The 26067-nt window shown below is 64.7% G+C and carries 27 protein-coding genes; 2 read left to right on the top strand and 25 right to left on the bottom strand.

The features are described from left to right. Positions 1 to 8 precede the first annotated feature (8 nt). The 10 genes from HMPREF3157_RS05625 to rplS form a co-directional block, all read right to left on the bottom strand. Complete coding sequence (locus HMPREF3157_RS05625) at positions 9 to 1325, bottom strand: MFS transporter (RefSeq protein WP_016663052.1); 1317 nt, start codon at positions 1323 to 1325, stop codon at positions 9 to 11. A gap of 58 nt (positions 1326 to 1383) precedes the next feature. Then, positions 1384 to 1863 (bottom strand): MarR family winged helix-turn-helix transcriptional regulator, encoded by a 480-nt coding sequence (locus HMPREF3157_RS05620; RefSeq protein WP_016663053.1) that lies wholly within the window; start codon positions 1861 to 1863, stop codon positions 1384 to 1386. A 72-nt stretch (positions 1864 to 1935) separates the two neighbouring features. Beyond that, complete coding sequence (locus HMPREF3157_RS05615) at positions 1936 to 3264, bottom strand: DNA-processing protein DprA (protein WP_083288075.1); 1329 nt, start codon at positions 3262 to 3264, stop codon at positions 1936 to 1938. Next, positions 3261 to 4802, bottom strand: a complete 1542-nt coding sequence (locus tag HMPREF3157_RS05610) for a YifB family Mg chelatase-like AAA ATPase (RefSeq protein ID WP_070435776.1) — start codon at positions 4800 to 4802, stop codon at positions 3261 to 3263. Before HMPREF3157_RS05610 ends, HMPREF3157_RS05615 begins: the two co-directional genes overlap by 4 nt. Next, entirely contained in the window at positions 4799 to 5197 is a 399-nt protein-coding gene (locus HMPREF3157_RS05605; RefSeq protein ID WP_052126686.1) for a YraN family protein, read from the bottom strand. Before HMPREF3157_RS05605 ends, HMPREF3157_RS05610 begins: the two co-directional genes overlap by 4 nt. A gap of 100 nt (positions 5198 to 5297) precedes the next feature. Then, positions 5298 to 5597, bottom strand: coding sequence for a DUF2469 domain-containing protein (locus tag HMPREF3157_RS05600; protein WP_016663057.1), 300 nt, complete (start codon positions 5595 to 5597; stop codon positions 5298 to 5300). A 67-nt stretch (positions 5598 to 5664) separates the two neighbouring features. Continuing rightward, positions 5665 to 6438 (bottom strand): ribonuclease HII, encoded by a 774-nt coding sequence (locus tag HMPREF3157_RS05595; protein WP_083286287.1) that lies wholly within the window; start codon positions 6436 to 6438, stop codon positions 5665 to 5667. Positions 6439 to 6454: 16 nt separating this feature from the next. After that, positions 6455 to 7309, bottom strand: coding sequence for a signal peptidase I (gene lepB / locus HMPREF3157_RS05590; RefSeq protein WP_016663059.1), 855 nt, complete (start codon positions 7307 to 7309; stop codon positions 6455 to 6457). Positions 7310 to 7319: 10 nt separating this feature from the next. Beyond that, on the bottom strand, positions 7320 to 7889 hold the full coding sequence (lepB, locus tag HMPREF3157_RS05585) for a signal peptidase I (protein ID WP_232049673.1): 570 nt from the start codon (positions 7887 to 7889) through the stop codon (positions 7320 to 7322). Between the two features lie 8 nt (positions 7890 to 7897). Beyond that, positions 7898 to 8248: a 50S ribosomal protein L19 gene (rplS, locus tag HMPREF3157_RS05580; RefSeq protein WP_016663061.1), complete on the bottom strand. Its 351-nt coding sequence runs from the start codon at positions 8246 to 8248 to the stop codon at positions 7898 to 7900. Between the two features lie 279 nt (positions 8249 to 8527). Here rplS and HMPREF3157_RS05575 point away from each other — a divergent pair, with 279 nt between their 5' ends. Continuing rightward, entirely contained in the window at positions 8528 to 9154 is a 627-nt protein-coding gene (locus tag HMPREF3157_RS05575) for a hypothetical protein (RefSeq protein WP_070435775.1), read from the top strand. A gap of 15 nt (positions 9155 to 9169) precedes the next feature. On the opposite strand, the gene trmD is transcribed toward HMPREF3157_RS05575, so the two are convergent. The 12 genes from trmD to HMPREF3157_RS05515 form a co-directional block, all read right to left on the bottom strand. Beyond that, positions 9170 to 9904 carry a tRNA (guanosine(37)-N1)-methyltransferase TrmD gene (trmD, locus tag HMPREF3157_RS05570; protein WP_016663063.1) on the bottom strand — a complete coding sequence of 245 codons (735 nt, stop codon included), beginning with the start codon at positions 9902 to 9904 and terminating at the stop codon, positions 9170 to 9172. Positions 9905 to 9910: 6 nt separating this feature from the next. Beyond that, entirely contained in the window at positions 9911 to 10477 is a 567-nt protein-coding gene (rimM, locus tag HMPREF3157_RS05565) for a ribosome maturation factor RimM (protein WP_232049674.1), read from the bottom strand. Then, entirely contained in the window at positions 10470 to 11378 is a 909-nt protein-coding gene (locus tag HMPREF3157_RS05560) for a hypothetical protein (RefSeq protein WP_070435774.1), read from the bottom strand. Before HMPREF3157_RS05560 ends, rimM begins: the two co-directional genes overlap by 8 nt. An 87-nt stretch (positions 11379 to 11465) precedes the next feature. After that, positions 11466 to 11708, bottom strand: a complete 243-nt coding sequence (locus HMPREF3157_RS05555) for an RNA-binding protein (RefSeq protein WP_016663066.1) — start codon at positions 11706 to 11708, stop codon at positions 11466 to 11468. Between the two features lie 2 nt (positions 11709 to 11710). Further along, positions 11711 to 12211, bottom strand: coding sequence for a 30S ribosomal protein S16 (gene rpsP / locus HMPREF3157_RS05550; RefSeq protein ID WP_070435773.1), 501 nt, complete (start codon positions 12209 to 12211; stop codon positions 11711 to 11713). 221 nt (positions 12212 to 12432) lie between these two features. Further along, on the bottom strand, positions 12433 to 13068 hold the full coding sequence (locus tag HMPREF3157_RS05545; RefSeq protein ID WP_016663068.1) for a hypothetical protein: 636 nt from the start codon (positions 13066 to 13068) through the stop codon (positions 12433 to 12435). A gap of 3 nt (positions 13069 to 13071) precedes the next feature. Next, entirely contained in the window at positions 13072 to 14664 is a 1593-nt protein-coding gene (ffh, locus tag HMPREF3157_RS05540) for a signal recognition particle protein (RefSeq protein ID WP_070435772.1), read from the bottom strand. Between the two features lie 138 nt (positions 14665 to 14802). Beyond that, positions 14803 to 16272 carry a signal recognition particle-docking protein FtsY gene (ftsY, locus tag HMPREF3157_RS05535; RefSeq protein ID WP_070435771.1) on the bottom strand — a complete coding sequence of 490 codons (1470 nt, stop codon included), beginning with the start codon at positions 16270 to 16272 and terminating at the stop codon, positions 14803 to 14805. Positions 16273 to 16392: 120 nt separating this feature from the next. Next, complete coding sequence (locus HMPREF3157_RS05530) at positions 16393 to 16680, bottom strand: hypothetical protein (protein WP_070435770.1); 288 nt, start codon at positions 16678 to 16680, stop codon at positions 16393 to 16395. A 118-nt stretch (positions 16681 to 16798) separates the two neighbouring features. After that, positions 16799 to 17227 (bottom strand): nucleoside-diphosphate kinase, encoded by a 429-nt coding sequence (gene ndk / locus HMPREF3157_RS05525; protein WP_070435769.1) that lies wholly within the window; start codon positions 17225 to 17227, stop codon positions 16799 to 16801. A 10-nt stretch (positions 17228 to 17237) separates the two neighbouring features. Continuing rightward, a complete protein-coding gene (locus tag HMPREF3157_RS05520) occupies positions 17238 to 17636 on the bottom strand; it encodes a DUF4233 domain-containing protein (protein WP_070435827.1) in 399 nt (132 codons plus the stop codon). Between the two features lie 5 nt (positions 17637 to 17641). Next, positions 17642 to 19009 (bottom strand): bifunctional folylpolyglutamate synthase/dihydrofolate synthase, encoded by a 1368-nt coding sequence (locus HMPREF3157_RS05515; RefSeq protein WP_070435826.1) that lies wholly within the window; start codon positions 19007 to 19009, stop codon positions 17642 to 17644. A 233-nt stretch (positions 19010 to 19242) separates the two neighbouring features. On the opposite strand from HMPREF3157_RS05515, the gene HMPREF3157_RS05510 reads away from it, so the two are divergent. Beyond that, complete coding sequence (locus HMPREF3157_RS05510) at positions 19243 to 20841, top strand: WXG100 family type VII secretion target (protein WP_016663075.1); 1599 nt, start codon at positions 19243 to 19245, stop codon at positions 20839 to 20841. Here HMPREF3157_RS05510 and ileS read toward each other — a convergent pair. The 3 genes from ileS to HMPREF3157_RS05495 form a co-directional block, all read right to left on the bottom strand. Then, complete coding sequence (gene ileS / locus HMPREF3157_RS05505) at positions 20838 to 24137, bottom strand: isoleucine--tRNA ligase (protein ID WP_070435768.1); 3300 nt, start codon at positions 24135 to 24137, stop codon at positions 20838 to 20840. The two genes, HMPREF3157_RS05510 and ileS, sit on opposite strands and share 4 nt — an antisense overlap. 264 nt (positions 24138 to 24401) lie before the next feature. After that, positions 24402 to 24626: a hypothetical protein gene (locus HMPREF3157_RS05500; RefSeq protein WP_070435767.1), complete on the bottom strand. Its 225-nt coding sequence runs from the start codon at positions 24624 to 24626 to the stop codon at positions 24402 to 24404. After that, positions 24623 to 26056 carry a PspC domain-containing protein gene (locus HMPREF3157_RS05495; protein ID WP_070435766.1) on the bottom strand — a complete coding sequence of 478 codons (1434 nt, stop codon included), beginning with the start codon at positions 26054 to 26056 and terminating at the stop codon, positions 24623 to 24625. Before HMPREF3157_RS05495 ends, HMPREF3157_RS05500 begins: the two co-directional genes overlap by 4 nt. Positions 26057 to 26067 lie beyond the last annotated feature (11 nt).

The raw sequence follows: 26067 nt of genomic DNA, 5'->3' as shown, positions 1-26067 counted from the left end.
CTCGATGCTCAGACTTCGTCGCCTGCAGTGATCGCGGACGCCTCTTCCTGCTGGTTCGCGTGAGGCGTTGTCACACGCGTGAGGAGTCCGTGGCCACTTACGAGAATGATCATCGAGAGGACAACCGCACCGGCGGCAAACCAGTAGGGGCCGCCTGCGCCAAGCGCATCGGAAATCGCCCCCGAGACCGCGGGGGCGATTGCTCCGCCGAGGAAGCGCACGCCCGAATAGGTCGAGCTTGCAATGTTGCGCGGAAGGTCGGTCGCTTCCATCACGGCTTCGGTGAGGGCCGTATTGAGAATGCCGAGGAAGAGGCCCGCGACGACGACGGCAGTGACGAGCAGCGCAAGACGCTGGGCACCGAGCGCCATGGTGACGAGGCACGCCGCGAGAAGCGCGAGCGTCACCGACAGCACGGGGATGAGCCCGAATCGGCGCGTCAATTTCGGGGCTGCGAGCACCGAGGTGACCGCAAGAGCAAGGCCCCATCCGAAGAACACAAGGCCGAGTTCGTGCGCACCGAACTCGATTCCCGCGGCGTGCGCGGCAGCCTCGAGCGGATAAGGCGAGTACGCGAGGAGAGTAAAGAATCCGAAGTTGTAGCAGAGGGCAGCGGCGCTGAGAAGAAGAAGCGGCGGGCGACTCAGTGCGGCGAAGCCAGCCCCAAGCGAAGCCTTCCGTGGTGCGGCAGCTGGTTTCGGCAAAAGAACGACGATCGCGACAAGGCCGATCGCCATGAGGGCAGCGGTTCCGAAAAACGGCATGCGCCACGAGATCGAGCCGAGGGCGCCGCCGGCGAGCGGCCCCACGGCCATGCCCACGCCAAGCGCAGCCTCGTAAAGGATGATGGCCTGACCGGAGCCGCCCGAGGCAGCCCCGACGATCGCCGCGAGAGCTGTGGAAATGAACAGGGCGTTGCCGAGCCCCCAGCCGGCACGGAAGCCGATGATCGCGTCGACGCTACCCGCTGTTCCCGCGAGCGCTGCGAACAGCACGATGAGGATGAGTCCCGTGATGAGGGTGCGTTTCACGCCGAGCCTGCTCGAGATGAACCCGCTGAAGAACATCGCGATCGAGGTGACGATCAGGTAGCTCGTAAACAGGAGCATCGTTTGCGAGGGACTTGCATGAAGCTCACGACTGATCGCCGGAAGAATCGGGTCAACGAGCCCGATCCCCATGAACGACACCATGCATGCGAAGGCAATCGCCCACACGGCTACCGGCTGGTGAAGGATGGACGGCGTGTTTTCGGGTTCGGGAGCCGCGGGGCTATCTCCTGGCGGCGTCGTCGATTCTGCGACCTCGGGGGCGGCAACGGACATTCGAATGGAACTCCAATCTGACAGTGCTGTGGGCGCCTGAGCGCGCCCGTGCGTGCGGTTAGCGTTGGGGGCGCGCGAGCGCGTCGGCTAAGTCGCCGAGGAGGGCCGCCGCGTGTTCGAGCGTGTGGAGATCCTCGGGCGCTAAGGCGGTGAGCGCGGGTCGCACGGATGCGGCAGAGGCCGCACGGGAACGGTCGAGCTCGGCACTGCCCGCCTCGGTGAGCGTGATGACGCTGGCACGGGCATCGCGCTCATCGGAACGCCGTTGGACGAGGTTATCGGCCGCGAGACGGTTGACGATCCCGGTCATCGTTGGTTGCGATACGGACTCGCGCGCCGCGAGTTCGCCGACGCGCAGCGGTCCACCGTGGCGCAAGTTCGCGAGCACTCGCACCGAGATGAGTGAGCGCGCGCCACCCGCATTGCGGCCGGCGGTCCGACTAAACCGGAGAGCATTCGCGACCAGTTCGTTCGCGAGTTCGTCGAGATTGCTGCGCGGACCTTCAACGGCCTGATTCCCGGATTCCCCCATTTGCATAGCTTGACTATATAGCTTCCCTAAGTATTGCCTCAACCTCGTGTCCGTAAGATCAACCACACGCCGCCGTCATTAAGCGGCCCCCGAAGCAACGCGACGCACCCTGCCGCGGCTCACCTGCACGAGCCCGAGAAGCTCGATTCGCGTGAGGCTTGCCGCCACCTGTTCGGGATCGAGGGCACACAGGGACGCGAGCTCTCCAACGCCAATCGGGGAAAACCGCGGGATGCCGTCAAACACCAGGCGATCCACGGGACCGAGAAGGTCGACGTCAAGTGGGAGGGTGCCGGGCGAGCCGGAATTCTCCGTAGACCCGACGGTTGCCGAAAACCCCGCTCCCCCCGAGATCATGAGCTCGACGTCCTCAACCCGCGAGACAAGCTGCGCACCCCGCTCGGCGATCAACCGATGGCACCCGCTACTTTCTGCCGAGGTTACGGGGCCGGGAACAGCACCAACGGGGAGAGACAGCGAATCGGCGTGCGCGGCGGTCGACAGAGCTCCTGAGCGCCACGCAGCCTCGATCACGATCGTGGCGTCGCTTGCCGCGGCAATGAGCCGGTTGCGCGACAGAAACCTCCACCTGGTCGGCCGCGTACCGATGGGCGCCTCAGAAAAAAGCCCACCTTCATTACTCACACGGGTAAGGAGCGCCGCGTTTGCGCGCGGGTAGTAATCGTCGAGGCCACCCGCGAGGAATGCGGCGGTCCCGCCCCCTCCCCCCTTGAGGCTCCGCGCCGCGAGCGCTCCAGCGTGGGCCGCGGCATCGATCCCGAGCGCGCCACCCGAGACCACCCGCACTCCTCGTTCCGCGAGCGCCGCGGCGAAGTCGTGGGCAACGCCAGTGCCGTAACGCGTCGCTCCACGCGAACCCACGAGGGCAACGGAGCGCATAGAGTCTGCGTTCTCGCCAGCGTGACCGCCGGCGCACCACAGGGCGAACGGCGCGTTAATCGCGAGCCGCGAGAGTCCCGCGGGCCACCCTGCTTCGCCGGGCCGGATGAGCCTGATGCCGTGCTCGCTCGAGTGCTCGAGAACGTATCGCGCTTCGCTCGCTCGAGCCTCCCACGCAGCTTTAGCCTTTTCGGCAGCGCTTCGCGCGTCGCGGATTCTCATGGATTCATGCGCGGCGGTCACGTGAAGCCGCCCAGCCTCTGGATCGTGGGCGGCTTCCTCGAGGGCCACCGCAATCTCGCGGATAGAGCCGTCGAGCGCCAGGGCAAGTGCATCGACGGGCCCGCGCGAAAGCCACAGGTACCGTGCGGCGGCATCCGTCGCTTCAGCGAGGGCGCTCCACACCGCTCGCGCCTCGAGGTCAGCACGCGAAGCACATGGCTCGAGAGGAACGGAGTCGGCATCCCAAAAACGCGCCACCTCGCTCCCGCTTCTCGGCTCGATCACGACGCATCCTCCCCTCGAAGCTCGAGAGCCGTCGCGACGTGGGCGCTCGTCGGCCGAGCCTTCCCCTCAAGGTCGGCGAGGGTCCACGCGACACGCCGCACGCGGTCGCGGCCCCGCATCGTGAGGCGACCGCGCTCCACTGCACGCACCAAGATCGCGTCGTCGGTGCGCTCCAATGGCATCTCTTGATCGAGAAACCGGCCGCTCACCTGGGCATTGACGAGATAACCGCTGCCGTCGAGGCGTCGATGCTGAGTCTCGCGCGCCGCACACACGCGCTCTCGAATGTGCGCGCTCGATTCTTCTCTCGTCGACCCGCTGAGGGAACGCACGGGCGCAAGCGTGATCCGAAGGTCGATGCGGTCGACGATCGGCCCCGATAGACGCGCCATGTAGCGGCGGCGCTGAAGCGACGTGCACCGGCACCGGTCGCCTCGCGCATCGGCATGGCCGCACGGACACGGATTGGCGGCGAGGATCAGTTGAAACGCCGCGGGGTAGGTCGCCACGCCGCGAGTGCGGTGGAGAGACACCTCCCCCGTCTCGAGCACCTCCCGAAGCGACTCAAGAACCTTGGGCGCGAACTCAGGCGCTTCGTCAAAGAAAAGCACTCCCCCGTGAGCGCGAGAGACAGCGCCGGGACTCGCAAGGTTACTGCCGCCGCCGATGATCGACGCGACGCTCGAGGTGTGGTGCGGAGCGATAAAGGGTGCCTCGCTCACAAGTCCCTTCGACGCATCGAACTCCCCGGCAATCGAAGCGATCGCGCTGAGCTCGAGAGCACGCTCCGGCTCGAGCGGAGGAAGGATGCTTGGAAGGCGCGAGGCAATCATGCTTTTGCCCGCGCCGGGCGGCCCGAGAAGGAGCATGTGATGACCTCCCGCGGCGGCGATCTCCGCCGCCTCGCGCCCGAGTTTTTGCCCCTTGACGTCAAGAAAATCAGGCTGTTCGCGCACGGTGGTCGGCGGTTCGCCTGGGCCCTCTTCCTCCTCGAGGTCAAAAAGCCCACGTCGAGTCCACACGGCCTTTCCCCCGAATGCGTTAAGGACCTCGCCGAGATGGCACGCAGAGTGCACGTCGATGCCGGGCACGAGGCGCGCTTCGTCAGCGTTAGCCTCGGCGACGACGACCCGACGCACCCCGCTTTTAGCGGCTGCCCGCACTGCGGGGAGAATCCCGGGCACGGGCCTGAGACTCCCCTCGAGCGCAAGTTCAGCGATGAAGAGCGTGTTCTCAAGGTGCCCCGGCGGGAGGACCCCCTTCGCAGCGAGGGTCGCGACGGCGATCGGGAGATCGAACCCGGAGCCACTCTTTTTCATCCACGCGGGCGAGAGGTTTACGGTAACTTTCTTCTCCCCAACGGCATGGCCCGCGTTGGCGCACGCACTCTTGACGCGCTCGCGGGCCTGGAGGGTCGAGGAGTCCGGGAGCCCCACGATCACGAAAGCGGGAAGCCCCCTGCTGATTTCGCATTCAACCTCAACAATTCGCCCCTCGAGCCCCCACAGGCTCATGCCGAGCACGCGCGCGACGCTCATGAGCCCACTGCCTTGAGGTGTGTGACGTCGACGTGCCCGCCGGGCATGACGAAGACACCGAAAGCATCGAGACGCACACCAGAGTGCTGCGGGCTTCGCTCGAGAAAATATGCGCCGATCATCGTGCGAAGCTTGCGTACCTTGCGGGAATCGACCGCTTCTACCGCCGAGCCCATCACGAGGCTGCGCCGCGTTTTGACCTCGATGAACACGAGCGTGTCGCCGTCGAGCGCGACGATGTCGATTTCGCCGTGGCGCGTGCGGAAATTCCGCTCGAGGATCTCGTAGCCCGCGCGCGTGAGGATGTCTGCGGCGATGTCCTCGCCGAGGTTGCCAAGTTTTTTGGTGGAGAGGGTGTCGGCACCGCGAGTGTCGACTTCTGTCGTGATCGTCATGCCTCACACGATGCCGAAACTACGCATCGGTGTCAGTCGAGCAACGACCAATTGTGGATGGGTGCGCCCTGTGAGGCGCGAACCACCGACTACGGCATGGCTAGAGATCGAACTCGGGCTTCTCAAGCTCTTCAACGTTGACGTCCTTGAACGTCAACACGCGAACGGAACGCACGAATCGCGACGTTCGGTGCACGTCCCACACCCACGCATCGGCAAGGTTCAACTCGTAGAACACTTCGCCACCCGCATGCTGAACGTGCACGTCAACCTGGTTCGCGAGGTAGAGCCTACGCTCCGTTTCGATGCGGTACGCATACGTTCCCACGACGTCGCGGTATTCGCGATAGAGCTGAAGCTCCATGTCGGCCTCGTAGGCATCGAGATCATGCACGTTCAAAGCGCCCTCCCTCACGTCGTGGCTCTCATGGTTGTTCGCAGCGGCGTGCCACCCGCGATTGTCAAGATTACAGTGGCAGATCGAATCCCGGCTGTTCAGCCGGCACGAGCTTCCAACTCGCGCGATGCTCGGCGTGGATCCCGAGCTTTGCGATCGCCTCGCGGTGCGCCTTGGACCCGTAGCCTTTGTTGCCGGCCCACCCGTACCCGGGGGCTTCGGTGTCGAGCGCACCCATGTGGCGATCTCGCGCAACCTTCGCGAGAATGCTCGCCGCGGCCACCGATACGCACGTCTGATCGGCCTTGACGACCACCTCGAGCGGGCACTCGAGCGGCGTTTCGCACCCGCGCGACACATAATCGTGGTTCCCATCCAGAATCACGCCCGCGAGCGGCACGTCGAGTGCCTCGCGGGTCGCCTCGAGAGCACGCGTCGCCGCGAGGGTGAGCGCATGAGAAATACCGTGTTCGTCAATCTCCCTGGCCCGTGCAGTTCCGACGGCTGCCGGGCACACCTCGGTTCCGCATCGCGCAACGAGCCCGAGCGGAAGAGGAATCGAACTCGCCCCGCCCGCGAGGGTCGCGAAAAACGCCTCGCGTTTGGTGGGGCTGAGCAGCTTGGAGTCTTTGAGGCCCGACGGTAGCTCGGCAAGCGTCGGAACCGGATCCTCACCCCGCTCGCACCTCACCGCGAACGCGCCCACCGCGACCGGGCCGGCGAGAGCCCCGCGACCCACTTCGTCGAGCCCAATGACCGCGCACGACGAGGCCTCAGGGTGTGCGGCAAGAAATGCACTCGCAAGAAAAAGCTCGCGCTCGGCAGTCGCGGGGGGACGTGGCATTCGCGTCACGCGGGCCTTACGCGGCGAGCGCGAGGGGCGACAGATCCCTCGACCGCGTGGGGCCGATGCTTGCCGCGCTCTCGGCGTTGTTCAGTTTCTCGAACACCTTCTCGCCGTCCTTGAGGGTGCTCCAGTGCTCGAACGGGAGGAAGAGCAAGACGGCTTTGCCCGCTACCTTCGATTCGTCGACGAACGGGTCCTCGCCACGCGCGTAATGCTCGGAGGAGTCGGCGCTATTGAAGCGGTTGTCCCCCATGACCCACAGTTTGCCCTCGGGGACCGTGACGTCGAACGACACCTGGCACGCACCGTTACCGGGAACGATGTAGGTTTCGTCGAGCTCCACACCGTTAACGCTCATCGGGCCGCCGCGTTCCTTGCACACGATGTGGTCACCGCCCACACCGATGAGGCGCTTCACGAGGTGATTTTCTGTCGGGTCCGGGGCGAGCCCCACGTAGCTGAGGGCTTTGGAGACCTGCTGTCCGGCTGTGAGCGGGCGATCGTGGTTGCCTCCCACCCAGTTACCCGGGTCTTGAAACACGATGACATCGCCACGGTGCAGGTCGAGAACTCCCGGATGAAGCTTCGAGACGAGGATCTTGTCGTCTTCCATGAGGGTCGGGTGCATCGACGCCGACGGGATGAAGAACGGCTGCACGAGGAAAGTCTTGATCAGCACAGCAACGATGAGTGCGATGACAATGGTGACCGTCCAATCAAGAACCGAGCTGAGCACTCCGCTCTTTTTCGCGTGGGCCCTGGCGCCGGCACGGCGCGACGAATCCCCACTCGGATCGGCGGGATCCGGTGCGGTCGACGATTCGCGCGGTTCGGGGACCGCGGGGGCGGGGGGCTCGAGCTCAGACATCGGATCCAGTCTAGTGGGAGATCTCGCGCCCATCGGAAAGCGGCCACACGACACGCGTTACGCGCCCTTGCGTACGTGAAACGGGAACCATGCCTCCACCAGGATCACCGAGGTGATTGCGCGAATCGGATGAGTGATCGCGGCTGTCGCCGAGAAGGAACATGTGCCCCTCGGGCACCGCGACATCAAAATCGACCGCGCTCGCACGCGTGAGGGAATCGGGAAGATAGGGCTCCTCGAGCGGGCGACCGTTCACCTCGAGCTGGCCTTCGCTGGTACAGCAGCGCACGCGATCGCCGCCGACGCCGATCACACGCTTCACCCAATACTGTGACGCTCCGCCGAAATACCCCTTACCGTCGAACACCACGACGTCACCACGACGCGCCGTACCTCGGCTCGTGCGATCCACGACGATGTACTCCCCCGCGTTGAGCGTCGGCGCCATTGACCCACTCGGCACGTGGTAGGTCGTCACAACGAAATGTCGCACACCAAGCACGGCGAGAAGTACGACGCATAAAACCGCGGCGATCACCCACACGAGGAGCGATCGCCGCGGCTGCGATTGAGAGCGCAAGGCGCGAATCAGGAGTGTTCGCGCTTCTCGCGGATGCGGGCCTTCTTGCCGGTGAGGCCACGAAGGTAGTAGAGCTTCGCACGGCGAACGTCACCGCGAGAAACGACCTCGATCTTCTCGACCGTCGGAGCGTGAACCGGGAAGACACGCTCGACGCCGACGCCGAACGAGACCTTGCGGACGCGGAAGGTTTCCTTGATGCCGCCGCCCTTGCGAGCGATGACGTAGCCCTGGAACACCTGGATACGCGAGCGGTTACCTTCAACAACCTTCACGTGCACCTTGACGTTGTCGCCAGCGCGGAAATCGGGAACGTCGCTCTTGAGGTGCGCCGCATCGAGTTCATCGAACTTCTGCATAAGTTTTCTCCTGCCTCCCGCCCCGGGTCGGACGGCGAATGTTTTACCCCCTGGCGGCGGGTCAGACCCACCGAGGGCGTCTATGAATCATTCACATGTGCCGGGCCTCTGGCCGCCATACCCGTGGCGACGGATCTGCCCTGTTGCCTCGTGCCGCAACCCCCCGAGGCAGGTCACGGCGCAACACGCACGGTCATCCATTTTGCCACTACTCCAAGAGGCACGCAATAGGATGTCCCGTGAAGGAGAGTGCGAGGTTGCTCGCACGAAAGGAGCACCGTGAACGCGCACGACAACCAAGAAACCACCGACGCTACCCGGTCGCACCGGGCCATCACGAGCAGCGGCCTCACTCACGCGGAAGCAACCACCTTCGTTAAGCACTCCACGAAGGAGCACGTCTCGAACCTCGTCTCGTTCCTCCTCGTGCTCCTCGCACCCGCCGCGCTGTTTTGGGCGCTCGCGCTCCTTCCCTGGACTGGCGACGACCCCGCCCGCTCAATGATCGTGGGGCTCGCCATCGCGCTCGCACTCGTGATTGCGGGGCTCGTTATTCACTTCGTGCCGGGGAGGCGCCACGGCGTCCTCCAAGCGGTCGAGGAAGGGCACGTGGCAACAACGCCTGAGTCAGCGGCGGTTGCACGCGACCATCACTCGAAAGTCAAGCCCGTCAACGCCGTTCTTGTGGGCTTCGGCGTGCTCGCAATCCTTGCCGCACTCGCGTGCGCTGGCCATGCCCTTATGGCGAGGAGCTTGCCTCAGCGCGTTTTCCTCGACATTGGATGCGCGTTTGGCTTCATCGCCATTGCCTTCGCGGCCTTCTATTGGCCCTTCACAACAAGGCGCCTCGTGCGTCATCTCGGAGCCCAGGACCACCCGAAGGACCAGGAGCGAGGCGAAGACTAAGAGGGCGCTAGCGGGCTACTCGCGCCCCTCGAGGAGGTCTGGCCTGCGCTCGGCAGTGCGCTCGAGTGAACGTTCGCGGCGCCACTTTTGGATGCGCGCGTGGTGGCCGCTGAGCAGCACTTCGGGCACGTCGCGCTGTACGCCGTCGGGTGAGGTCCAACGTGCAGGCTTCGTATAGAGCGGGTACTCGAGCAGCCCGCTCGTGTGAGACTCCTCGACGATCGATTCGGGATTGCCCACGACCCCCGGCACGAGACGCACGATCGCCTCGGTCATCGCGAGAACCGCAACCTCGCCACCGTTGAGCACGTAATCACCGAGTGAGCTGAGCGCAACGCGCACGCCTTGATCGGCGAGGTACTCGTAAACGCGCTCGTCGATACCTTCGTAGCGGCCGCACGCGAAAATGAGCCACGGCTCCTCGGCCCGCTGTTCCGCAGCCCGCTGCGTAAACGGTTCGCCCGCCGGGTTCGGGAAAATAACGAGCGGTGAAGCGGAGCCATCGTCGAACTCCCCCTTCCCCGAGGCGAGCACATCCGCAAACGCTTCCGACCACGGCTCGGGCTTCATCACCATGCCGGCCCCGCCGCCCACGGGCGTGTCATCGACTGTGCGGTGACGATCGTGCGTGTAATCGCGCAAGTTGTGCAGGTGCACATCGATGAGCCCGTCCTTGCGGGCCTTGCCGATGAGGGAAAGCTCGAGCGGGGCGAGGTATTCGGGAAAAATCGTGATGACGTCGATACGCACGAGACGCTAGCCCTTCGCACCATCGCGCTCGCTCAGCGCGTTCTCGGGATCGAAGAGACCGCCGGGAGGATCCGCAACCACGAACCCGCCCTCAATGTCGACTTCGGGCACGAGCTCCTCGACGAACGGAAGCATGACGCGCCGGCCATCCACCGCCCGCACGATCAACAGGTCCTGCGCGGGATAGTGATCGAGCCCGATCACGGTGCCGAGCACTCGGCCATCGTCCGTACGGACTTCAAGCCCCTTGAGTTCCTCCGGGTACCACGCATCCGGATCCTCTTCAAACTCCTCGTCGCGATCCAGCTCGAGTACCAAATCTGCGCCGCGAAGCCCCTCTGCCGCCGTGCGGTCGTGGATCTCGGCGAACTTCACGTACCACCGCCCTTGCTGTGTGCGCGTCGCGGCGAGCGTGAGCTGTTGGGGCGTTCCCTCGCCCCCGTCAACGTCGAAACGGGCACCCTTCACGAGGCGCTCTTCGGGAATATCGGTGCGTACGATGAGCGACACCTCGCCCTTGAGACCGTGAGCCTTGCCGATTGTGCCCACGACTACCGTCACGTTGTCACTCACCGGCGAGCTCACCTCCGCCGCTCTCGCCGCTCTCGCCCGGGTCCTCGCTCGGGAGGTCAACGGCGCCTTCGTATCCCGCTGCCTCGCACGCCGCGCCGAAACCATCGAGAGTCGCACGCGAGCCAGAGGAGTTCGGATCTCCGTCAAGAACTTTTTGGAACGGTTTTTGGACCTCGGTGAGGGCCTTCTTCACGCCCTCGTCATCGACGTTATCGATCTCGTCCTGGAGAATGTCGTTGAGGTTCTGGACCTTTGCACGATCGGACTTCGGAACATACTTGCCGCGAAAACCAATGGCTTTAAAGGAGTTCGAGGTGAAGACGTTGCCGTTGCGGTATTCGGTGAACAGCTGCGGCTTTGTCGCAAGCTCAGCACACACGAGTTTTGCGGGTTTCTTGCCCTTCTCACCGCCACCGTTCGCCCAAGTCGCGTGCACCGACATCGGCGCGCACGCCGAGGCGAGACCCTCGAGCGCTCCCTTGAAGGCTTCGGTATCGGCGTCCTTCCCCTTCGCGGATTCAGTTTCGATCCAGTCGGCGACCTTGCCGGCCGCACCCTTAACATCCTCGGTGGATTCGGCAAACGTCCCACGCACATCCTCGGCGGCAGTCTGGAACATGTACTCGTTCGTACCGCCGATCTCAAGGGCACTCGCCCCCATGGCAATCGCCTGGAAGTACTCGGGCGAGACGTAATCTGGGTCGCCAAAGAACTGGGTACACGCGTACTCGGTCGCGGGATCGACCTGGGGCTTCTTCTCTATCGTCGTGACCTCCACGGTGCCACCACCCGAGGGCTCACCGCCTGTCGAACCGATCGCGTCGCACCCGGCAGCGCCGAGCGCCAGAAGTCCCGCTGCGCCGAAGGCAGCGAGCGGGCGAAGAATGCGGGAGAGCGTCATGGAATCCTCACTCACGGGTCTCAAAAGGAAAGGCGGCAGCCGCGCCACACTGTAGCGTTGCTGCCGCCTCAAGGTGCGTTGTCACCGTTAGCGCTTGTCTGTGTCCACGATGTCCACGCGAATGTCGTCGTTGGACAGTGCCGTGGTCACGGTGCGCAGCGCCCGGGCCGTGCGACCCGAACGCCCGATCACGCGCCCGAGATCATCGGGGTGAACGCGCACTTCGAGCAGCGGCCCCCGGCGGGTCGACTTTTCCTTGACGCGCACGTCATCGGGGTTGTCGACGATCCCGCACACGAGGTGCGCGAGGGCTTCGGCGCGGGCACTCATGCTCAGGCCTCTTCGGTGGTCTCTTCGGAAGTCTCGGCCTCGGCACCCTCAGCCGACTCCTCGGAGGACTCGGCGTTCTCGGCAGCCACAGCGGCTTCCTTCTCAGCGGCGGCTTCGGCCTCAGCCTTTTCCTTGGCGGCCTTGACCTCTTCGCGCTTTTCAGCGGCGGCCTTGTCAGCGGCGGCGATGCGCTCCTCGGCGCTCACCTTTGCTTCCTTGGCCTTGAGGGTGCCTTCGGTGCCCTCTTCACCCTTGAACTTTGCCCACTCACCGGTGACCTTGAGGATCGCGGCGACCTGGTCGCTGGGCTGGGCACCCACGCCGAGCCAGTACTGTGCGCGCTCCGAGTCAACTTCCATGAACGAGGGCTGCTCGTTCGGGTTGTACTTGCCGATCTCTTCGATCACGGCGCCATCGCGCTTCTTGCGCGAGTCAACAACAACGATGCGGTAAACCGGTGCATGGACCTTGCCCATGCGCTTTAGACGAATCTTGACGGCCACGAGGCTGTCTCTCCTTCTGCGTAAGAATGGGTGAGAATCGCGCCGCCCGTGGGGTCAACATAAGCTGCGCTTTCCTCGGCTGGACGTGCCCGGCCGGGTAGAGGGCTCCGGAGCGGGCACATACAAGGGTCAATTATGCCCGAAACCGGCCCCTCAGCGAAAGGCCGTAGCGTGTGCCACCGGGCACAGTTAAGGATCCGACGGCCGCTGTGCCTCCGCCGTTACTCGCCAGACAGCGGCGCCGAGCAATGGTCGGAAATACTGAGCGCAAAGAACCGATCGACGGCGAACGCGGGATAGCCCTCGCCGTCGGCTCCCGCCCCGCTCTCCCAATCGCCGAGCCGTGCGAGCGTGAGCTTTTTACGGAACTGCCTGAGCTTGCGATGCGTCTCGTGCGTATCGCCGGCCGTAGCGATCGCGCGAAAGTCAGCGAAGGCCTTTTCCACGCTCGAGCGTTCGTACAGCCTCACGGTTCCACCAACGGCGCCGGCCTGCGCGTCGGCCCACGTCAGTGGCTGATGCGCCGCGAGAAAGTCATCCACGCAAATCACGAGAGCATTGTGATCGCTGAGCGGATCGGCCCGCAGTTCACGCACGACCGCTTCGAGGGCTTCGTCCACGACGGCTGCCTGGTAGCCCTCACGCATAAGCCCGACGCGCGGGAACGACTGCGCCTCGATACGCTCGGCGAGAGCGAGCGAGCGCTCGACGTCTCCCTCAGTGAGCACGAGTTCCTCATCCAAGGTGTCGAGGAAACGATCGACGTTATCGATGCAGTAGCGCGCGCCACGCCTCGACGTGGGGAATCGAAGTCCCGAGGTGAGAGCGGGAAGGCTACCGGTCGTGACGGTGGACATCGGCTACTTTCCGAGCATCTTGCGAAGTTCTGGGGGAAGCTGATTCATGTCGAGGTTCGACAAGTCGGCGCTGGCGTCGGCGGAATTCCCCACCCCTCCAAACGCGCCCGCGCCGCCGAAGGCCGAACCCTTCTTCTGGGCCTGCTGCTCCGCCCACGCCTTTTCTTCGGCTGCGCGCTTCGCAGGGTTGCCCGAACGGGACTTCTTTTTGTTTTTCTTCGGGGACTGCATGCGTCCGCGGGATTTCTTGCCAAATCCCATGCCCGGCGCCCCGAAACCACCGCCGCCGGCCAGGCCCTTGCCCACCGAGCCCATCATCTTTTGCATCTGCTTGAACTGATCGAGCAGACGATTCACTTCGGTCACGGTCGTGCCGGAGCCCTTTGCGATGCGTGCTCGGCGTGTGCCGTTGATCTCTTTGGGGTTCGCGCGCTCGAACGGCGTCATGGACTGCACCATTGCTTCGATACGCGTGATCATCGAATCGTCGAACTGATCGATCGCCTGCTTGTACTGGCGCATGTTCGGCATCATGCCGAGCATCTTCTTCATCGAGCCCATCGACTTGATCTGCTGAAGCATCGACATGAAGTCGTTGAGGTTGAATTCTTCGCCCTGCGCGAGCTTCGAGGCGACCTTCTCGGCTTCCTCGCGGTCCATGCGCTTTTCAGCCTGCTCGATGAGGGTAAGCACGTCGCCCATATCGAGGATGCGGCTCGCCATGCGGTCCGGGTGGAACCGCTCGAAATCACCGAGTGCCTCACCGGTCGAGGCGAAGAGAATCGGGCGGTCGGTGATGCCCGTGATGGAGAGGGCCGCGCCACCGCGTGCATCGCCGTCGAGTTTCGACAGCACCACGCCCGTGAAGCCCACGCCGTCGCGGAACGCTTCAGCGACGCGCGCGGCATCCTGGCCGATCATCGCGTCGACGACAAAAAGGGTGTTGTCGGGGTTGACGGCATCGCGGATATCCCGCGCCTGCTGCATCATTTCTTCGTCGATGCCGAGGCGGCCCGCGGTATCAACGATCACAACGTCGTACTGCTCGTGCGCCGCCGTCGCGACACCGTCGAGGGCAACGACAACAGGGTCCCCCACGCCATTGCCGGGCTCGGGGGCGAACACCTTGACGCCCGCCCGCTCACCGACGATCTGGAGCTGGTTGACGGCATTGGGGCGCTGGAGGTCGGACGCAACGAGCAGCGGCGTGTGGCCCTCGTCCTTGAGGTACTTGGCAAGCTTGCCGGCAAGTGTCGTTTTACCGGCGCCCTGGAGGCCCGCGAGCATGATCACGGTTGGCGGGTTCTTCGCGAACTGGAGCTGGCCGGTCGCACCGCCGAGAACCTCGACGAGCTCAGCGTGGACGATCTTGACGACCTGCTGCGCGGGGTTCAGCGCCTTCGAGACTTCTGCGCCGAGGGCGCGCTCGCGCACGCGCGCGGCAAACTGCCGAACGACGGGGACCGCGACGTCCGCGTCAAGCAGTGCGCGGCGGATCTCACGCACGGTCTTGTCGATATCGGCCTCAGTGAGGCGGCCCTGGCCACGCAGGCCCTTGAGGGTCTTACTAATGCGATCGGAAAGATTGTCAAACACGAAAAAATAGCCTCGGGAAACTTGGGGCGGCGAGCGAGGTGACGGCGCGCACCCGTGGGGGCGCACCCCGCGAGCCGGAGCGCACCCATTGTAACGGGGGTCGATGCTCTCCGGCTCGCGCGAAAGAGGTGAGGGGAACTACTCGAGGAGCGCGTCCACGAACCCGTACGGGTCGAACGGCGTGAGGTCGTCCATGCCTTCACCGAGACCCACAAGCTTCACGGGCACGCCGAGCTCGCGCTGGACGTTGACGACGATGCCACCCTTCGCGGTGCCGTCGAGCTTCGTGAGCGCGATGCCCGTGACGTTCACGGCCTCAGCGAACACGCGCGCCTGCTGCATGCCGTTCTGGCCGGTCGTCGCGTCAAGGACGAGGATGACCTCCTGGATCTCGGCCCCCTTGAGGGCCTTCGAGGCGACGCGGCGAATCTTGCCGAGTTCGTCCATGAGCCCCTTCTTGTTCTGGAGGCGACCGGCCGTATCGATCACGACGACATCGACACCCTGGTCGATGCCGGCCTGAACAGCGTCGAAGGCGACCGAGGCCGGATCGGCGTTTTCGCGTTCGCTGCGCACGGTTGTGACGCCCACGCGCTCGCCCCACGTCTGGAGCTGCTCGGCGGCTGCGGCACGGAATGTATCGGCAGCCCCAAAGAGTACGGTGCGGCCTTCGGCGATGAGAACGCGACCGAACTTACCGGTCGTCGTCGTCTTTCCGGTGCCGTTGACGCCGACCATCATGACGACGCTCGGCACCATCGAGCCGTCGGGCGCCTCGATCGCGCTCGCCGCGAGTCGACGGTCGAGGCCGGGGTTCACGAGCTTGACGAGTTCTTCACGCAGAATCTCGCGGACCGCGTCGGGGTCCTTCGTGTTGAGCACCTGCACGCGGTCGCGCAGCGCCTCCATCAGTTCGTCGGTCGCATCGGGGCCGAGGTCGGCCATGAGGAGGGTTTCCTCGATCTCGTCCCACGTGTCCATGTCGATATCGCCGCTCGTGAGCAGCGCGAGGATTCCTCGGCCAATCGATCCGGAGCGCTGGAGACGCGCGCGAAGGCGCACCATGCGATCGGCGGTCGGCTCAGGAGTCTCGACGGGGGCGTGCGGCTCGGCTTCGACGTCCGTTGACTCGACTTCCTCGGCCGGAGCAACCGGCTCGGCGGGCTCGACGGGTTCGACGGGGTCGACCGGCTCAGCAGTTTCAACGGGTTCGACCGGCGCGACGGATTCGACCGGTTCAACGGGTTCAGCCGGCGCCACGGGCGCGGCAGGGGTGATCTCGGGTGTGTCCGACGCCTGCACGCCGCCCTCGTGCGGCACTTCGGCATCGACGGGAGCCTGAGAGGCGTCGGCCCCCTCCTCCTCTTCGCTTCCCGCTTCGCGCGCGGGTTTCTTAGCAGGCGCCGAAAGCGACTCCCCCCACGTGGGGGCGGCGGGACGCTCCGGCTTTGCGGCTTCCTTGCGCTCGCCCTTGGCATCCTTCTCCGGCGCCTCTTTGCCGTCGGTGTCACTTCCCGACGGCCGCGTGAGCGCCCACAACCCCGCCGCGATAACGGCGACGCCGCCGCCGCTTGCGACGAGGGTCAATATCAGTTCGTTTAAGTCCATTAGCCCTCCCTTAACCAGCCACGCACGTGAGGGCGCGCGGCAAAGACTTCCTCGCTAGTGTACGAAAACGCCCGCGCAATCGCGGGCGTGGCTGTGGTGAGACGATGCGCGTGCAGCACCTCATGAAGCGAGACGCAACGGCTCGCTCTCTGCTTCGGCTTGATCGGTATTTGATGAGTCACGATCCGTGCGCGATGCGGCGCTGCGCCCTTCACGCTCACGCAGGGGCCAGGCTTGAACGGGCACGCTCGCGCGCATTGACGCCGAGGGGGTACGGCTCACTGACTTCGGCGAGCCCTTTGAACGCGAGGGAAGATTGCCCGACTTCTTCTGCGACATCACAACGACGGCGATGAGCCCCGCGGCCAGTGCGACGGCCACAAGCATGAAGAGGATGACAGATTCCATACCTGAAATTTTACCTCACCTTTACTCGAAAGATCGCGAGCGAAGGCCGTGAGTCCTGAATTTACGTGTGTTCTTCGCGATAGCGAATCCCGTACGAAGCCTCGACCTCAAGCGCGCGTCACGCCGAGAGAGCCGGGAACCAAATAGCGATCTCGCGCGCGGCCGATTCGGGCGAATCCGAACCGTGGATGAGATTCTCAATCACGGGCTTATCCCAGGCGCGACCCAGGTCACCGCGGATCGTGCCGGGGGCGGCCTCCGTCGGCTTTGTCGCCCCCATGAGCGTACGCATCCCCGCGATGCACTCCTCCCCCGCGACAACCAGCGCAACAAGCGGACCCGAACTCATGAAGTCGAGCATGGGCGGGAAGAATGGCTTGCCCTCGTGCTCGGCGTAGTGCGCTGTGAGCTCCTCGAGGCTCGCAGCGCGCTGGTCGAGCGCGAGAATCTCGTAGCCCTTTTGCTCGATGCGGCGGATGATCTCGCCGCGAAGCTGGCGCTTTACGGCATCGGGTTTAAGAAGAATGAGCGTGCGTTCTTGTGTCATGCACCTCACCCTAGCGTGCCTCGGTGTCCTCTCCTAGAACGCGCCGATCGATCGCATCTTTCTCGCGGTCAAGCTGGCGTCCTTTGACGACGCCGAGCCAGTACAGCAGCGCAAAAAGCAGGCCGACGACGTACATCGCGGGGACGAAAAGCCCGAGCAGGATAAACGGGACCTGGAGTGCAAGGCCGAGCCAATACGGCCATGCCTGTGACGATGAGAGAAGCCTCGCCGCGACGATCATGGCCGCGAGCAGCGAGAGCGAAAGAATCCAGCTCGCGAGCCGAGTGCCGGGGGCAAGTCCGTGGGCGACGAGGCCGGCAAAAAGGGCCACGAAGCCTTCGCACGCGAGGGTCGTGGCACACAGCATTCGCTGTGCGCCGGACTTGCGGGTCGAGGGGGTGATATCCATGCCGCTCACTGCCCCACGCGACCCAAGAGCTGGCGCACCTCTGCCGCGAGAGTGATGGAGCCGGTCGCGACGATGCCCGCGAAATCGTCGCCTTCCTGCTCGGCTGCATCTACGGCGGCTTGGATCGCATCGGGCAGGCTCGCCTGCTCAATGACGCGGTCCTCGTCCCCGAAGATGTCGCGCGCCTCCATCGCGAGAAGGTCCGTGGGGATTGCGCGCGGCGACGTGCTCTCGGTAATGACGACGATGTCGAAGAGCGGTTCGAGGATCGCGAGGATCTCGCTCGCGTCTTTCTCCTTAAGAATGCCCACGATCCCCACGGTGCGTGTAAACCGGAAGCTCTCTCGGACGGTTTCGACGAGAACCTCGGCTCCCGCGGGGTTGTGGGCGGCATCGACGAGGATCGTCGGGGCCTGGCGCACGACTTCGGCGCGACCCGGGGATGTCACGCGCTCGAGGCCCGCGCGGACGAGATCACCGTCAAGTGGGGCATCACCACCCGTGAGGAGCGCCTCCGCCGCGGCGATCGCGAGAAGCGCGTTGTGTGCCTGGTGGGCGCCCAGAAGCGGAACAAAGACCTCTTCGTAGGGCGCGGCGATCGACTGCACCGCGATCATCTGCCCGCCGACCGCGGGTACGCGATCGAGCACGCCGATCTGCTCCCCTTCAATTGCGGCGGTCACGCCGAGCTCGGCGCAGCGATTCTTAAGCACGTCGAGCGCGCCGGAGAACTGCTGCGCGGCAATCACCGCGAGCGCACCTTCCTTGAGGATTCCCGCTTTCTCCCCGGCGATCTCCTCGATCGTCTCCCCGAGGTAGTCCTGGTGATCGAAAGCGATCGGGGTGATCACGGTGACGTCGGGATCGATGACGTTCGTCGCGTCCCAGCGGCCCCCGAGGCCCACCTCGACGATCGCGACGTCGACCGGCGCACTCGCGAATGCTTGGAACTGCATGGCCGTGAGGAATTCGAACATGCTGATTCGCACGCCAGTCTCGGCGAATTCACGGTCGACGACCTCGGCGAAAGGGAGCACGTCTTCGTACGCCTGGACGAAGCCCTCTTCGCTGATGGGCTGCCCATCGAGCGCAATACGTTCGGTGGGGGTGTGCATATGTGGGCTCGTGAGTCTTCCCGTGCGAAGGCCCGCCTCGATAAGGAGCGCTTCGGCGATGCGCGCGGTCGATGTTTTCCCGTTCGTGCCCGCGATGTGGAAGGTGCGGTATGCGCGTTCGGGATGCCCCATGAGCTCGAGGAGGCGCGCTATGCGTGTGAGGCTCGGCTCGATCTCGTTTTCGGGGGCGCGCGATTGCAGATCCGTCCACGCCCTCGTGAACGCTTCGCTGTGCTCGATGCCGCCTGGCCGTGCCATGTACTGCTTCACTCTGCCTTTCGCGCCGGTGATACGTGGGTTTCAGTGTAGTGCGGCCTTGCCGGGGAGGGGATCCGCGAGGGCCGCCCAGGGCGCGGCTCGTGCTCCACACCTCACGGCCGCCCCCAGACGCCACGGCGCGCACGCGTGGAGTCCGACGGTTGCCTACTCTCAAGTTGAGCACGCGGTCACAGGGGTCGCCGCGGTTCACGGGAAGCGCAAAGGGGTAGGGCGTGGGCGATTTTCTAGGCATGGATACCGAGCAGGCGCGTAACTCTGCGCGCGCTCTCAACGACCTTGCGGGACGACTCACCGCGGATGCGACTCGCGTGAAAGACGAAGCGGGGGCAGTCCCGTGGGAGGGCGCGGATGCCGAAGCCTTCCGCGCGCGCGTTTCGAGCATCGTTGCACCCGGAATGCACGAGGCCGTGAAGCAGCTTTTCGCACTTGCACACGCGCTCGAGAGCAATGCGCTCGAGCAGGATGCGGCGTCGCACGCGAGCGACGCCGCGAGCGGAGGCGCCGGTTCGGCGTCCGCCCTAGGTCTCGCAGAGGCGACACGTGCGCAGGTACTCGGGATCACCGCTCTCGCGGGTATCGCTCATGGGATGAGGAACCTGTTTGGCCGCGGCTCCAAGCGCGTTCGAGCAGTGGGAAGGCCCAATACCCACACGTTCAACCACGAGATCGGCAAAATCGCGCTCGAGACCATCGACTATGCCAGCGCGCTCGGCAGGAAACACTTCCACAACCCTCGGTTCACGGTCACCCCGACGACCGAACAAAGCACGCTCGTGAGCATCAGCGACTACAAGGATTCGCACCCACCGCGCACACTCGCGGACTTGCTCTACTTCACCGAGGAGGCACGCCACGCACGCGACGCGGGCGAAGACCGCGAAAACTATCGTGTACAGCACTTTCGCACCTCGACGGGAGAAGAAACCTACGTGATGTACATGCCTCCCACCCAGATCGGTATGGGCACGGAAAAGGCGTGGGATGGAACCGCCGGTAACTCGCGCGACTGGGCCTCAAACCTGGGGATGATGGCGGGCATGGACGTCACGACGATGAAGAACGCGCGCGCTGCGCTCGAAGCCGCGGGCGTTCCCAAAGGCGCAAACCTCATGCTCGTTGGACACTCCCAGGGAGGCCTCGCAGCAGTCTCGCTCTCCTCAAAACATGACTTCAATGGCGAAGACGGCTACAACGTCACGGATATCGTCACCTTTGGTTCTCCCGTGGACGCCTACATTCCCGCGCAATCGAACACCAAGGTCTTCGCGATCGCGCACAAGCAGGGGCTGCGACCCTACGCGGACACCATTCTTGGTGGCCCCTCACAAGCGGGAATCTCCTTCACGGTCGACCCTGTTCCACTCCTCGATCTCGGTGGACTCAACGGTCCGCACTCACCGCAAGTCACCAACATTGATCTCACCCCCGCGACGGACCACGACGCGGGTTTCAACACAGGAATCTCCTTTTTCCAACCGGGGCAAGCGCCGGCGGAAGTGAAGTGGCCGGGCTACGATCTGAGGGCCGTTCACGACTCGCTTCGGCGCCTACCCGACGGCTCGATCGACCCGCACTACGGCTATTACCCAACGCTCCTCGCGCAGCAGGAACTCAATTCCGACCTGCTCGAAGTCAAGGGCGACATCGACGGCCTCTACATGGGCGAAGGCCTCACGCTCGTCGAAGACATAAACGTCCAGTTCGTTCGTGAGCCCGCAACCGCCATCGAGCCCGGCGGCACAAACGATGACGGGGGAATCGACCGCTCGACTCCCCCGCCACCGGATGACCTTCTCGACAAGTGGCGTTAAGCGCGCTTCACCTGAACGGTAACGCTCGCCCCGGTGACCTTCTCGGTCGTCTCGAAGTCGGCGCCCGCGAGCGCACCCTCGCTATACGCAACGCTCGTGGCGAGAACCTCGTGGCAAACGAGGGTCTCGAACGCACGCACGGCCTCGAGAACACTTTCGGATCCCGCAACCGCGAGCGAAATGCGGTCCGAAACCTCGAAGCCTGCCTCGCGGCGAGCGGACTGCACCACACGCACGACGTCACGCGCGAGGCCCTCCGCCTCAAGCTCGGGGCTCACGCGAGTGTCGAGAACGATGAAGTCACCACCGCGCAGAACCCCGATTGAGCGGCCTTCCGCATCCGAGCTATCGCCCGCGACAAGGTCGAGCGTGTACTCGCCCTCGACGAGGTCGAGGCCGCCCGAGGTGACGGTGCCGTCCTCGGCGACGCTCCAGTCGCCGCTCTTCGCGCCCTTGATCGCACGCTGCACGTCCTTACCGAGGCGCGGGCCAGCGACGCGGGCATTCACGCTCAAGCGCTGCTCGACGCCCATCTTTCCGGCCTCCTCGCTCGCGACATCGAGCAACCGCACGGCCTTGACATTGAGCTCATCGCGGATGATGTCGGTGAACGGCTCGAGGCGTGCAGCATCGACCGCCACGACGGTCAGCTCCGCGAGCGGGAGGCGGGCACGCAAGCCCTCCTTCTTGCGCAGCGCGTTGCCCTGCGAACACACCTGGCGCACGGCGTCCATCTCCTCGACGGGCGCGTCATCCGCGGGGAACAGGGAAGCATCGGGCCAATCGGTGAGGTGCACGCTCCGCTCACCCGTGAGCTCACGGTAAATTTCCTCGGTCACGAGCGGAAGCAGAGGCGCGGCAACCCTCACGAGGGTCTCGAGGCACGTGTAAAGCGTGCCGATCGCGGCTTCATCGCCCTCCCAGAAACGCTCGCGGGAACGGCGCACGTACCAGTTCGTGAGTGCATCCAGGTACTGGGCGATCGCTTCACCGGCATCAGCAATCCGCAACTCGTCGAGGCAGTCCTGCGCCTCGCGAACGAGTTGCCCCGTACGCGCAAGCAGGTAGCGATCCATGACGTCCTCGGAGTCATAGCGAACCTTGGCCTCGTAGCCGGTCGGCTTACCGTCGGAATCCTTCTCCCCCGCCGCATTCGCGTATAGAGCGAGGAAGTACCAGGTATTCCACAGCGGAAGAACGGCCGTGCGAACCGCATCGCGAATGTTGCTTTCCGCGACCACGAGGTTGCCGCCGCGCAAAATCGGCGAATTCATGAGGAACCAGCGCATCGCGTCCGCGCCGTACGAATCGTACATTTCGCGCACGTCCGGGTAGTTCCTGAGCGACTTCGACATTTTGTTGCCGTCGTCGCCAAGGACGATGCCGTGGCAGATGACGTTCTTGAAGGCCGGGCGATCGAACAGTGCGGTTGAGAGCACGTGCATGACGTAGAACCAGCCGCGGGTCTGCCCGATGTATTCGACGATGAAGTCGGCAGGGTTGTGCGAGTCAAACCACTCTTCGTTGTCGAAGGGGTAGTGCACTTGCGCGAACGGCATCGAGCCCGAGTCGAACCACACGTCGAAAATGTCCTCGATGCGCCGCATGGTTGACTTGCCCGTCGGGTCGTCGGGGTTGGGGCGCGTGAGGTTATCGATGTACGGACGGTGGAGGTTCACCTCGCCGTTCTCGTCGCGCGGAAGCTCACCGAAGGCTTCCTCGATCTCCGCGAGCGAGCCGTACACCTCGATGCGCGGGTAGTTCGGGTCATCGCTCTTCCACACGGGAATGGGCGTACCCCAGTAGCGGTTGCGAGAGATTGCCCAGTCGCGTGCGCCTTCGAGCCACTTTCCGAACTGGCCGTGCTTCACGTTGCCGGGAACCCAGTTGATCTCCTCGTTCAGTTCGAGCATCCGCTCGCGCTGATCTGCAACCTTCACGAACCACGAGCCGACGGCCTTGTAGATGAGGGGGTTGCGGCAGCGCCAGCAGTGCGGGTAACTGTGCACGTAGCTCTTCTCCTGGAAGAGCCGGCCATCTGCCTGAAGAAGGCGGATGAGAGGGCGATTAGCCTCAAACACCTGCAGACCCACGATCGAATCGAGCGCAGTCCCGCGGAACGTCTCGAGGAACTTTGCGCCTTCGTCGACGCTCACCACCACGGGGATGCCGTATTCGGCGTTGATTTTCTGGTCGTCCTCACCGTACGCGGTTGCCTGGTGCACGATGCCCGTACCGTCGCTCGTCGAGACGTAGTCGGCGACAGTGATGATCCAAGCCTTCTCGAGGCCCCACTTTTCGCGGTCCTGTGCGTACACGTCCCACAGCGGGGTGTACTCGACGTATTCAAGTTCGGAACCGGCATACACAGGCTCGCCGAGAGCCGCGAGAACGTCCTCTTCACCGTCGTAGCCGAGTTCCTTCGCGAACGCGCCGGCGAGATCCTTCGCGAGGAGGTAGGTCGCACCACCGGCGGGGGTGCCGTCGGAACTTCCGTTCGGGCCCGCCGGAACCGTCACGTACTCGACCTCCGGGCCCACCGCGAGCGAGAAGTTCGTGGGGAGGGTCCACGGGGTCGTCGTCCATGCGAGAGCCTTGACGCCGTCGAGTGCGAGCTCGGCCGCCTTCTGGCCCGTGAGCGGGAACGTCACGACGACGGAGGCATCCTGGCGGTCCTTGTACACGTCGTCGTCCATGCGCAGCTCGTGGGAGCTCAGCGGGGTCTGGTCAACCCAGCAGTACGGGAGAACCTTGTAGCCCTCGTACGCGCGGCCCTTGTCGTAGAGCTGCTTGAACGCCCACAGCACCGACTCCATGAACGTCACGTCGAGCGTCTTGTAGTCGTTGTCAAAATCGACCCAGCGCGCCTGGCGCGTCACGTAGTCGATCCATTCGTTCGCGTACGTCAGCACGGAGCCGCGCGCGGCATTGTTGAATGCCTGCACGCCCATCTCTTCGATTTCGCGCTTCTCGGTGAGGCCAAGTTCCTCCATCGCCGCGAGCTCGGCGGGGAGCCCGTGGGTGTCCCACCCGAAACGGCGCTCCACGAGGTTGCCGCGCATGGTGCGGTAGCGCGGGACGACGTCCTTCGCGTAGCCGGTGAGGAGGTGGCCGTAGTGCGGCAGGCCGTTCGCGAACGGCGGGCCGTCGTAGAACACGAACTCTTCGGCGCCCTCGCGGCGACGAATGGATTCGGCGAATGTGTCGTCCTCTTTCCAGAAGGCGAGCACCTCGTCCTCGAGCTTCGGGAGGTTTGGTGAACTCGTGAGGCTCTTACCGTTCTTGGGGTATGCCATGCGCGCTCCTCGGCTTTATGCGTGACCTGGGGCCACGACCTAGCTGTGTAGTCTTCGGGCCCGAGGACGCACGAGGGCGCGGTACCACCTCGGTTAGCGCGCGGCTCGCGGGGCTTCGCCTAGCGCTCACTCTTTCCTCAGCTGTGACGGGCTGGTCCCGGCGGGTTCTACTTGGCGGCGCGGGGGCGTAAGAGCCCGACGCTTGCCGTTCTTCCCGCGGCTACCCGGTGATGGCCGGATCGACGCCGTTTGAAACCAAAAGTATCACGAGGCTGTCGCGTCACGGTCACTTTCGTGATCGTCCTCGCCGCTTTCGGGGCGAGGCTTCCCGAACGAGCCGAGCAGCATGCATACGCACAGGATCACGATGACGCCAGCCGCGGTCACCCACGAGGGCATGGCACCGCCAAGGATGAGCACGAGAGCGAGGAACACGGTCATGGCGACGAGAAAGACCCCGACGGCAAACGTGAATGAATCGCGCCTCATGCTTTCGTTCCTTCCCGCACGTAGGTGACGTCGCCAAAGATAGTGCGGCCATCGATCTGGATGGTGACGTGCGACGGGTCCCAGCGGCTATACCCCTTTGCCTCCGAGTTCGTCGTTGTGCCGAGAGTCGAGGCGAGGGTCGAGTTCACGCGCCAGTCCTCTTCGGGAAGGATGACCGTGATGTTGCCGACGCTGCGATTGCACACGATTGTGAGCGAGAGGTCCACGAGGAGCGGATCCGGCTCGCCATTCGCCACGGCCCACGAGGCCCGCGCCTCTTCATCCGTCGGGGGATCGCCAAGCTCACTCAGGTCGATCACGACGGGGCGCGACCATTCGCGAACGCCACCGCCGGTGCACTCGAGGTAGGAGCCGGGTTGGAACTCATCGACGCTCATGTAGATCGGGACGTTGCCGCGTGAGTCGGTCAGGCGCACCCACGACACGGACACGGCGAAGACGAGCAAAGAGGCGATCCCGAACGCGAGAATCTGACGGCTGCGCTTGCCTCGCGCTCCCGCGATGATGAGCACCGTGCCGCAGGCAAGCGTGATGGCGGCGGCGCCGACACCCACGCGTGGGATGACTTCGAGCGGCCCGCTCGGGTTGAGTGCCGGGAAGAGGCCCGGGAGGTAGCTGACGAGGGAGAAAACGGCGACGCCAAGAAAAACGAAGGCCGCGAAGAGCCACAGGACCGTGCGCCCCCTGATCATGCCGGCGCCGCGTGCATCGTTCGAGTCGGGGCTGCTGGGGTCACCTTCCGCGCCCCATGCAGCCGGTGCTTCGCTTCGAAGCCGCGCAAGTGTGCGAAGCGCCTCGCGATCGTCGATGATGCCGGCTTGTTCCGCAAGACGCATGAACAGGTAAGTCGTGCGGGCGCGGCTTGCGCGCCAACCGCCCCAGACGACGATGACGCCGAGCACAAGCGAGATCGGGACGAGGAACGCGAGGACGATCGGGGCATACACAATGTACGCCCACACGATCGCGACACCGAGAGCGAGGGCGGGAAGTACGAGGAGTGCGACGATGAGGTCCCCCGGCTGAGGCCGCCTGCGGATCACCGCACGCGCGGGGGTGTCGTAGCGGGCGTTCTCGGCACCAGCGCGCACCTCCACTCCCCCGCGTGCACGAACGCGTTCGGGGCGCGGAAGTGCAAGGTAGAAAACGAGATACACGAAGAGACCGGGGCCGAGAAGCACGAGCGCGAGCGTCCAGATGCGCACGAGCCTCACGGGCAGCCCGTAGGCGTGCGCGAGAGCCGTGCACACGCCTGCGGCGAGCCCCTCGCCGGGGCGACGCGCAAGCCCGTAGCGGAGCGCGAACGTCGTCGCGTCCGAGTTCGTCTGCGCGGTCGCGAGCGCGGCGATCGTGCGGTCGGTGCGCCCGGCATCGCGAGGATGCTCGCGGTGCGCCGAGGGGGATGTCATGTCACTATGGT

The sequence above is a fragment of the Dermabacter sp. HMSC06F07 genome (assembly GCF_001807345.1).
Classification (GTDB): domain Bacteria; phylum Actinomycetota; class Actinomycetes; order Actinomycetales; family Dermabacteraceae; genus Dermabacter; species Dermabacter hominis.
The sequence above is the reverse complement of the archived record's forward strand: the minus strand, read 5'-3'. Positions and strand labels throughout refer to the sequence as shown.

Coding starts and splice junctions, on each gene's coding strand:
- ftsY (WP_070435771.1), bottom strand. CDS start 16,272: ATGGACTTAAACGAACTGATATTGACCCTCGTCGCAAGCGGCGGCGGC.
- HMPREF3157_RS05560 (WP_070435774.1), bottom strand. CDS start 11,378: ATGACGCTCTCCCGCATTCTTCGCCCGCTCGCTGCCTTCGGCGCAGCG.
- lepB (WP_016663059.1), bottom strand. CDS start 7,309: ATGTCTGAGCTCGAGCCCCCCGCCCCCGCGGTCCCCGAACCGCGCGAA.
- HMPREF3157_RS05495 (WP_070435766.1), bottom strand. CDS start 26,056: ATGACATCCCCCTCGGCGCACCGCGAGCATCCTCGCGATGCCGGGCGC.
- HMPREF3157_RS05610 (WP_070435776.1), bottom strand. CDS start 4,802: ATGAGCGTCGCGCGCGTGCTCGGCATGAGCCTGTGGGGGCTCGAGGGG.
- HMPREF3157_RS05515 (WP_070435826.1), bottom strand. CDS start 19,009: ATGGCACGGCCAGGCGGCATCGAGCACAGCGAAGCGTTCACGAGGGCG.
- ileS (WP_070435768.1), bottom strand. CDS start 24,137: ATGGCATACCCCAAGAACGGTAAGAGCCTCACGAGTTCACCAAACCTC.
- HMPREF3157_RS05530 (WP_070435770.1), bottom strand. CDS start 16,680: ATGGAATCTGTCATCCTCTTCATGCTTGTGGCCGTCGCACTGGCCGCG.
- HMPREF3157_RS05500 (WP_070435767.1), bottom strand. CDS start 24,626: ATGAGGCGCGATTCATTCACGTTTGCCGTCGGGGTCTTTCTCGTCGCC.
- HMPREF3157_RS05595 (WP_083286287.1), bottom strand. CDS start 6,438: ATGCCACGTCCCCCCGCGACTGCCGAGCGCGAGCTTTTTCTTGCGAGT.
- HMPREF3157_RS05520 (WP_070435827.1), bottom strand. CDS start 17,636: ATGGATATCACCCCCTCGACCCGCAAGTCCGGCGCACAGCGAATGCTG.
- HMPREF3157_RS05605 (WP_052126686.1), bottom strand. CDS start 5,197: ATGACGATCACGACAGAAGTCGACACTCGCGGTGCCGACACCCTCTCC.
- ndk (WP_070435769.1), bottom strand. CDS start 17,227: ATGACACAAGAACGCACGCTCATTCTTCTTAAACCCGATGCCGTAAAG.
- HMPREF3157_RS05545 (WP_016663068.1), bottom strand. CDS start 13,068: ATGTCCACCGTCACGACCGGTAGCCTTCCCGCTCTCACCTCGGGACTT.
- rplS (WP_016663061.1), bottom strand. CDS start 8,248: ATGCAGAAGTTCGATGAACTCGATGCGGCGCACCTCAAGAGCGACGTT.
- HMPREF3157_RS05625 (WP_016663052.1), bottom strand. CDS start 1,325: ATGTCCGTTGCCGCCCCCGAGGTCGCAGAATCGACGACGCCGCCAGGA.
- HMPREF3157_RS05555 (WP_016663066.1), bottom strand. CDS start 11,708: ATGAGTGCCCGCGCCGAAGCCCTCGCGCACCTCGTGTGCGGGATCGTC.
- HMPREF3157_RS05620 (WP_016663053.1), bottom strand. CDS start 1,863: ATGCAAATGGGGGAATCCGGGAATCAGGCCGTTGAAGGTCCGCGCAGC.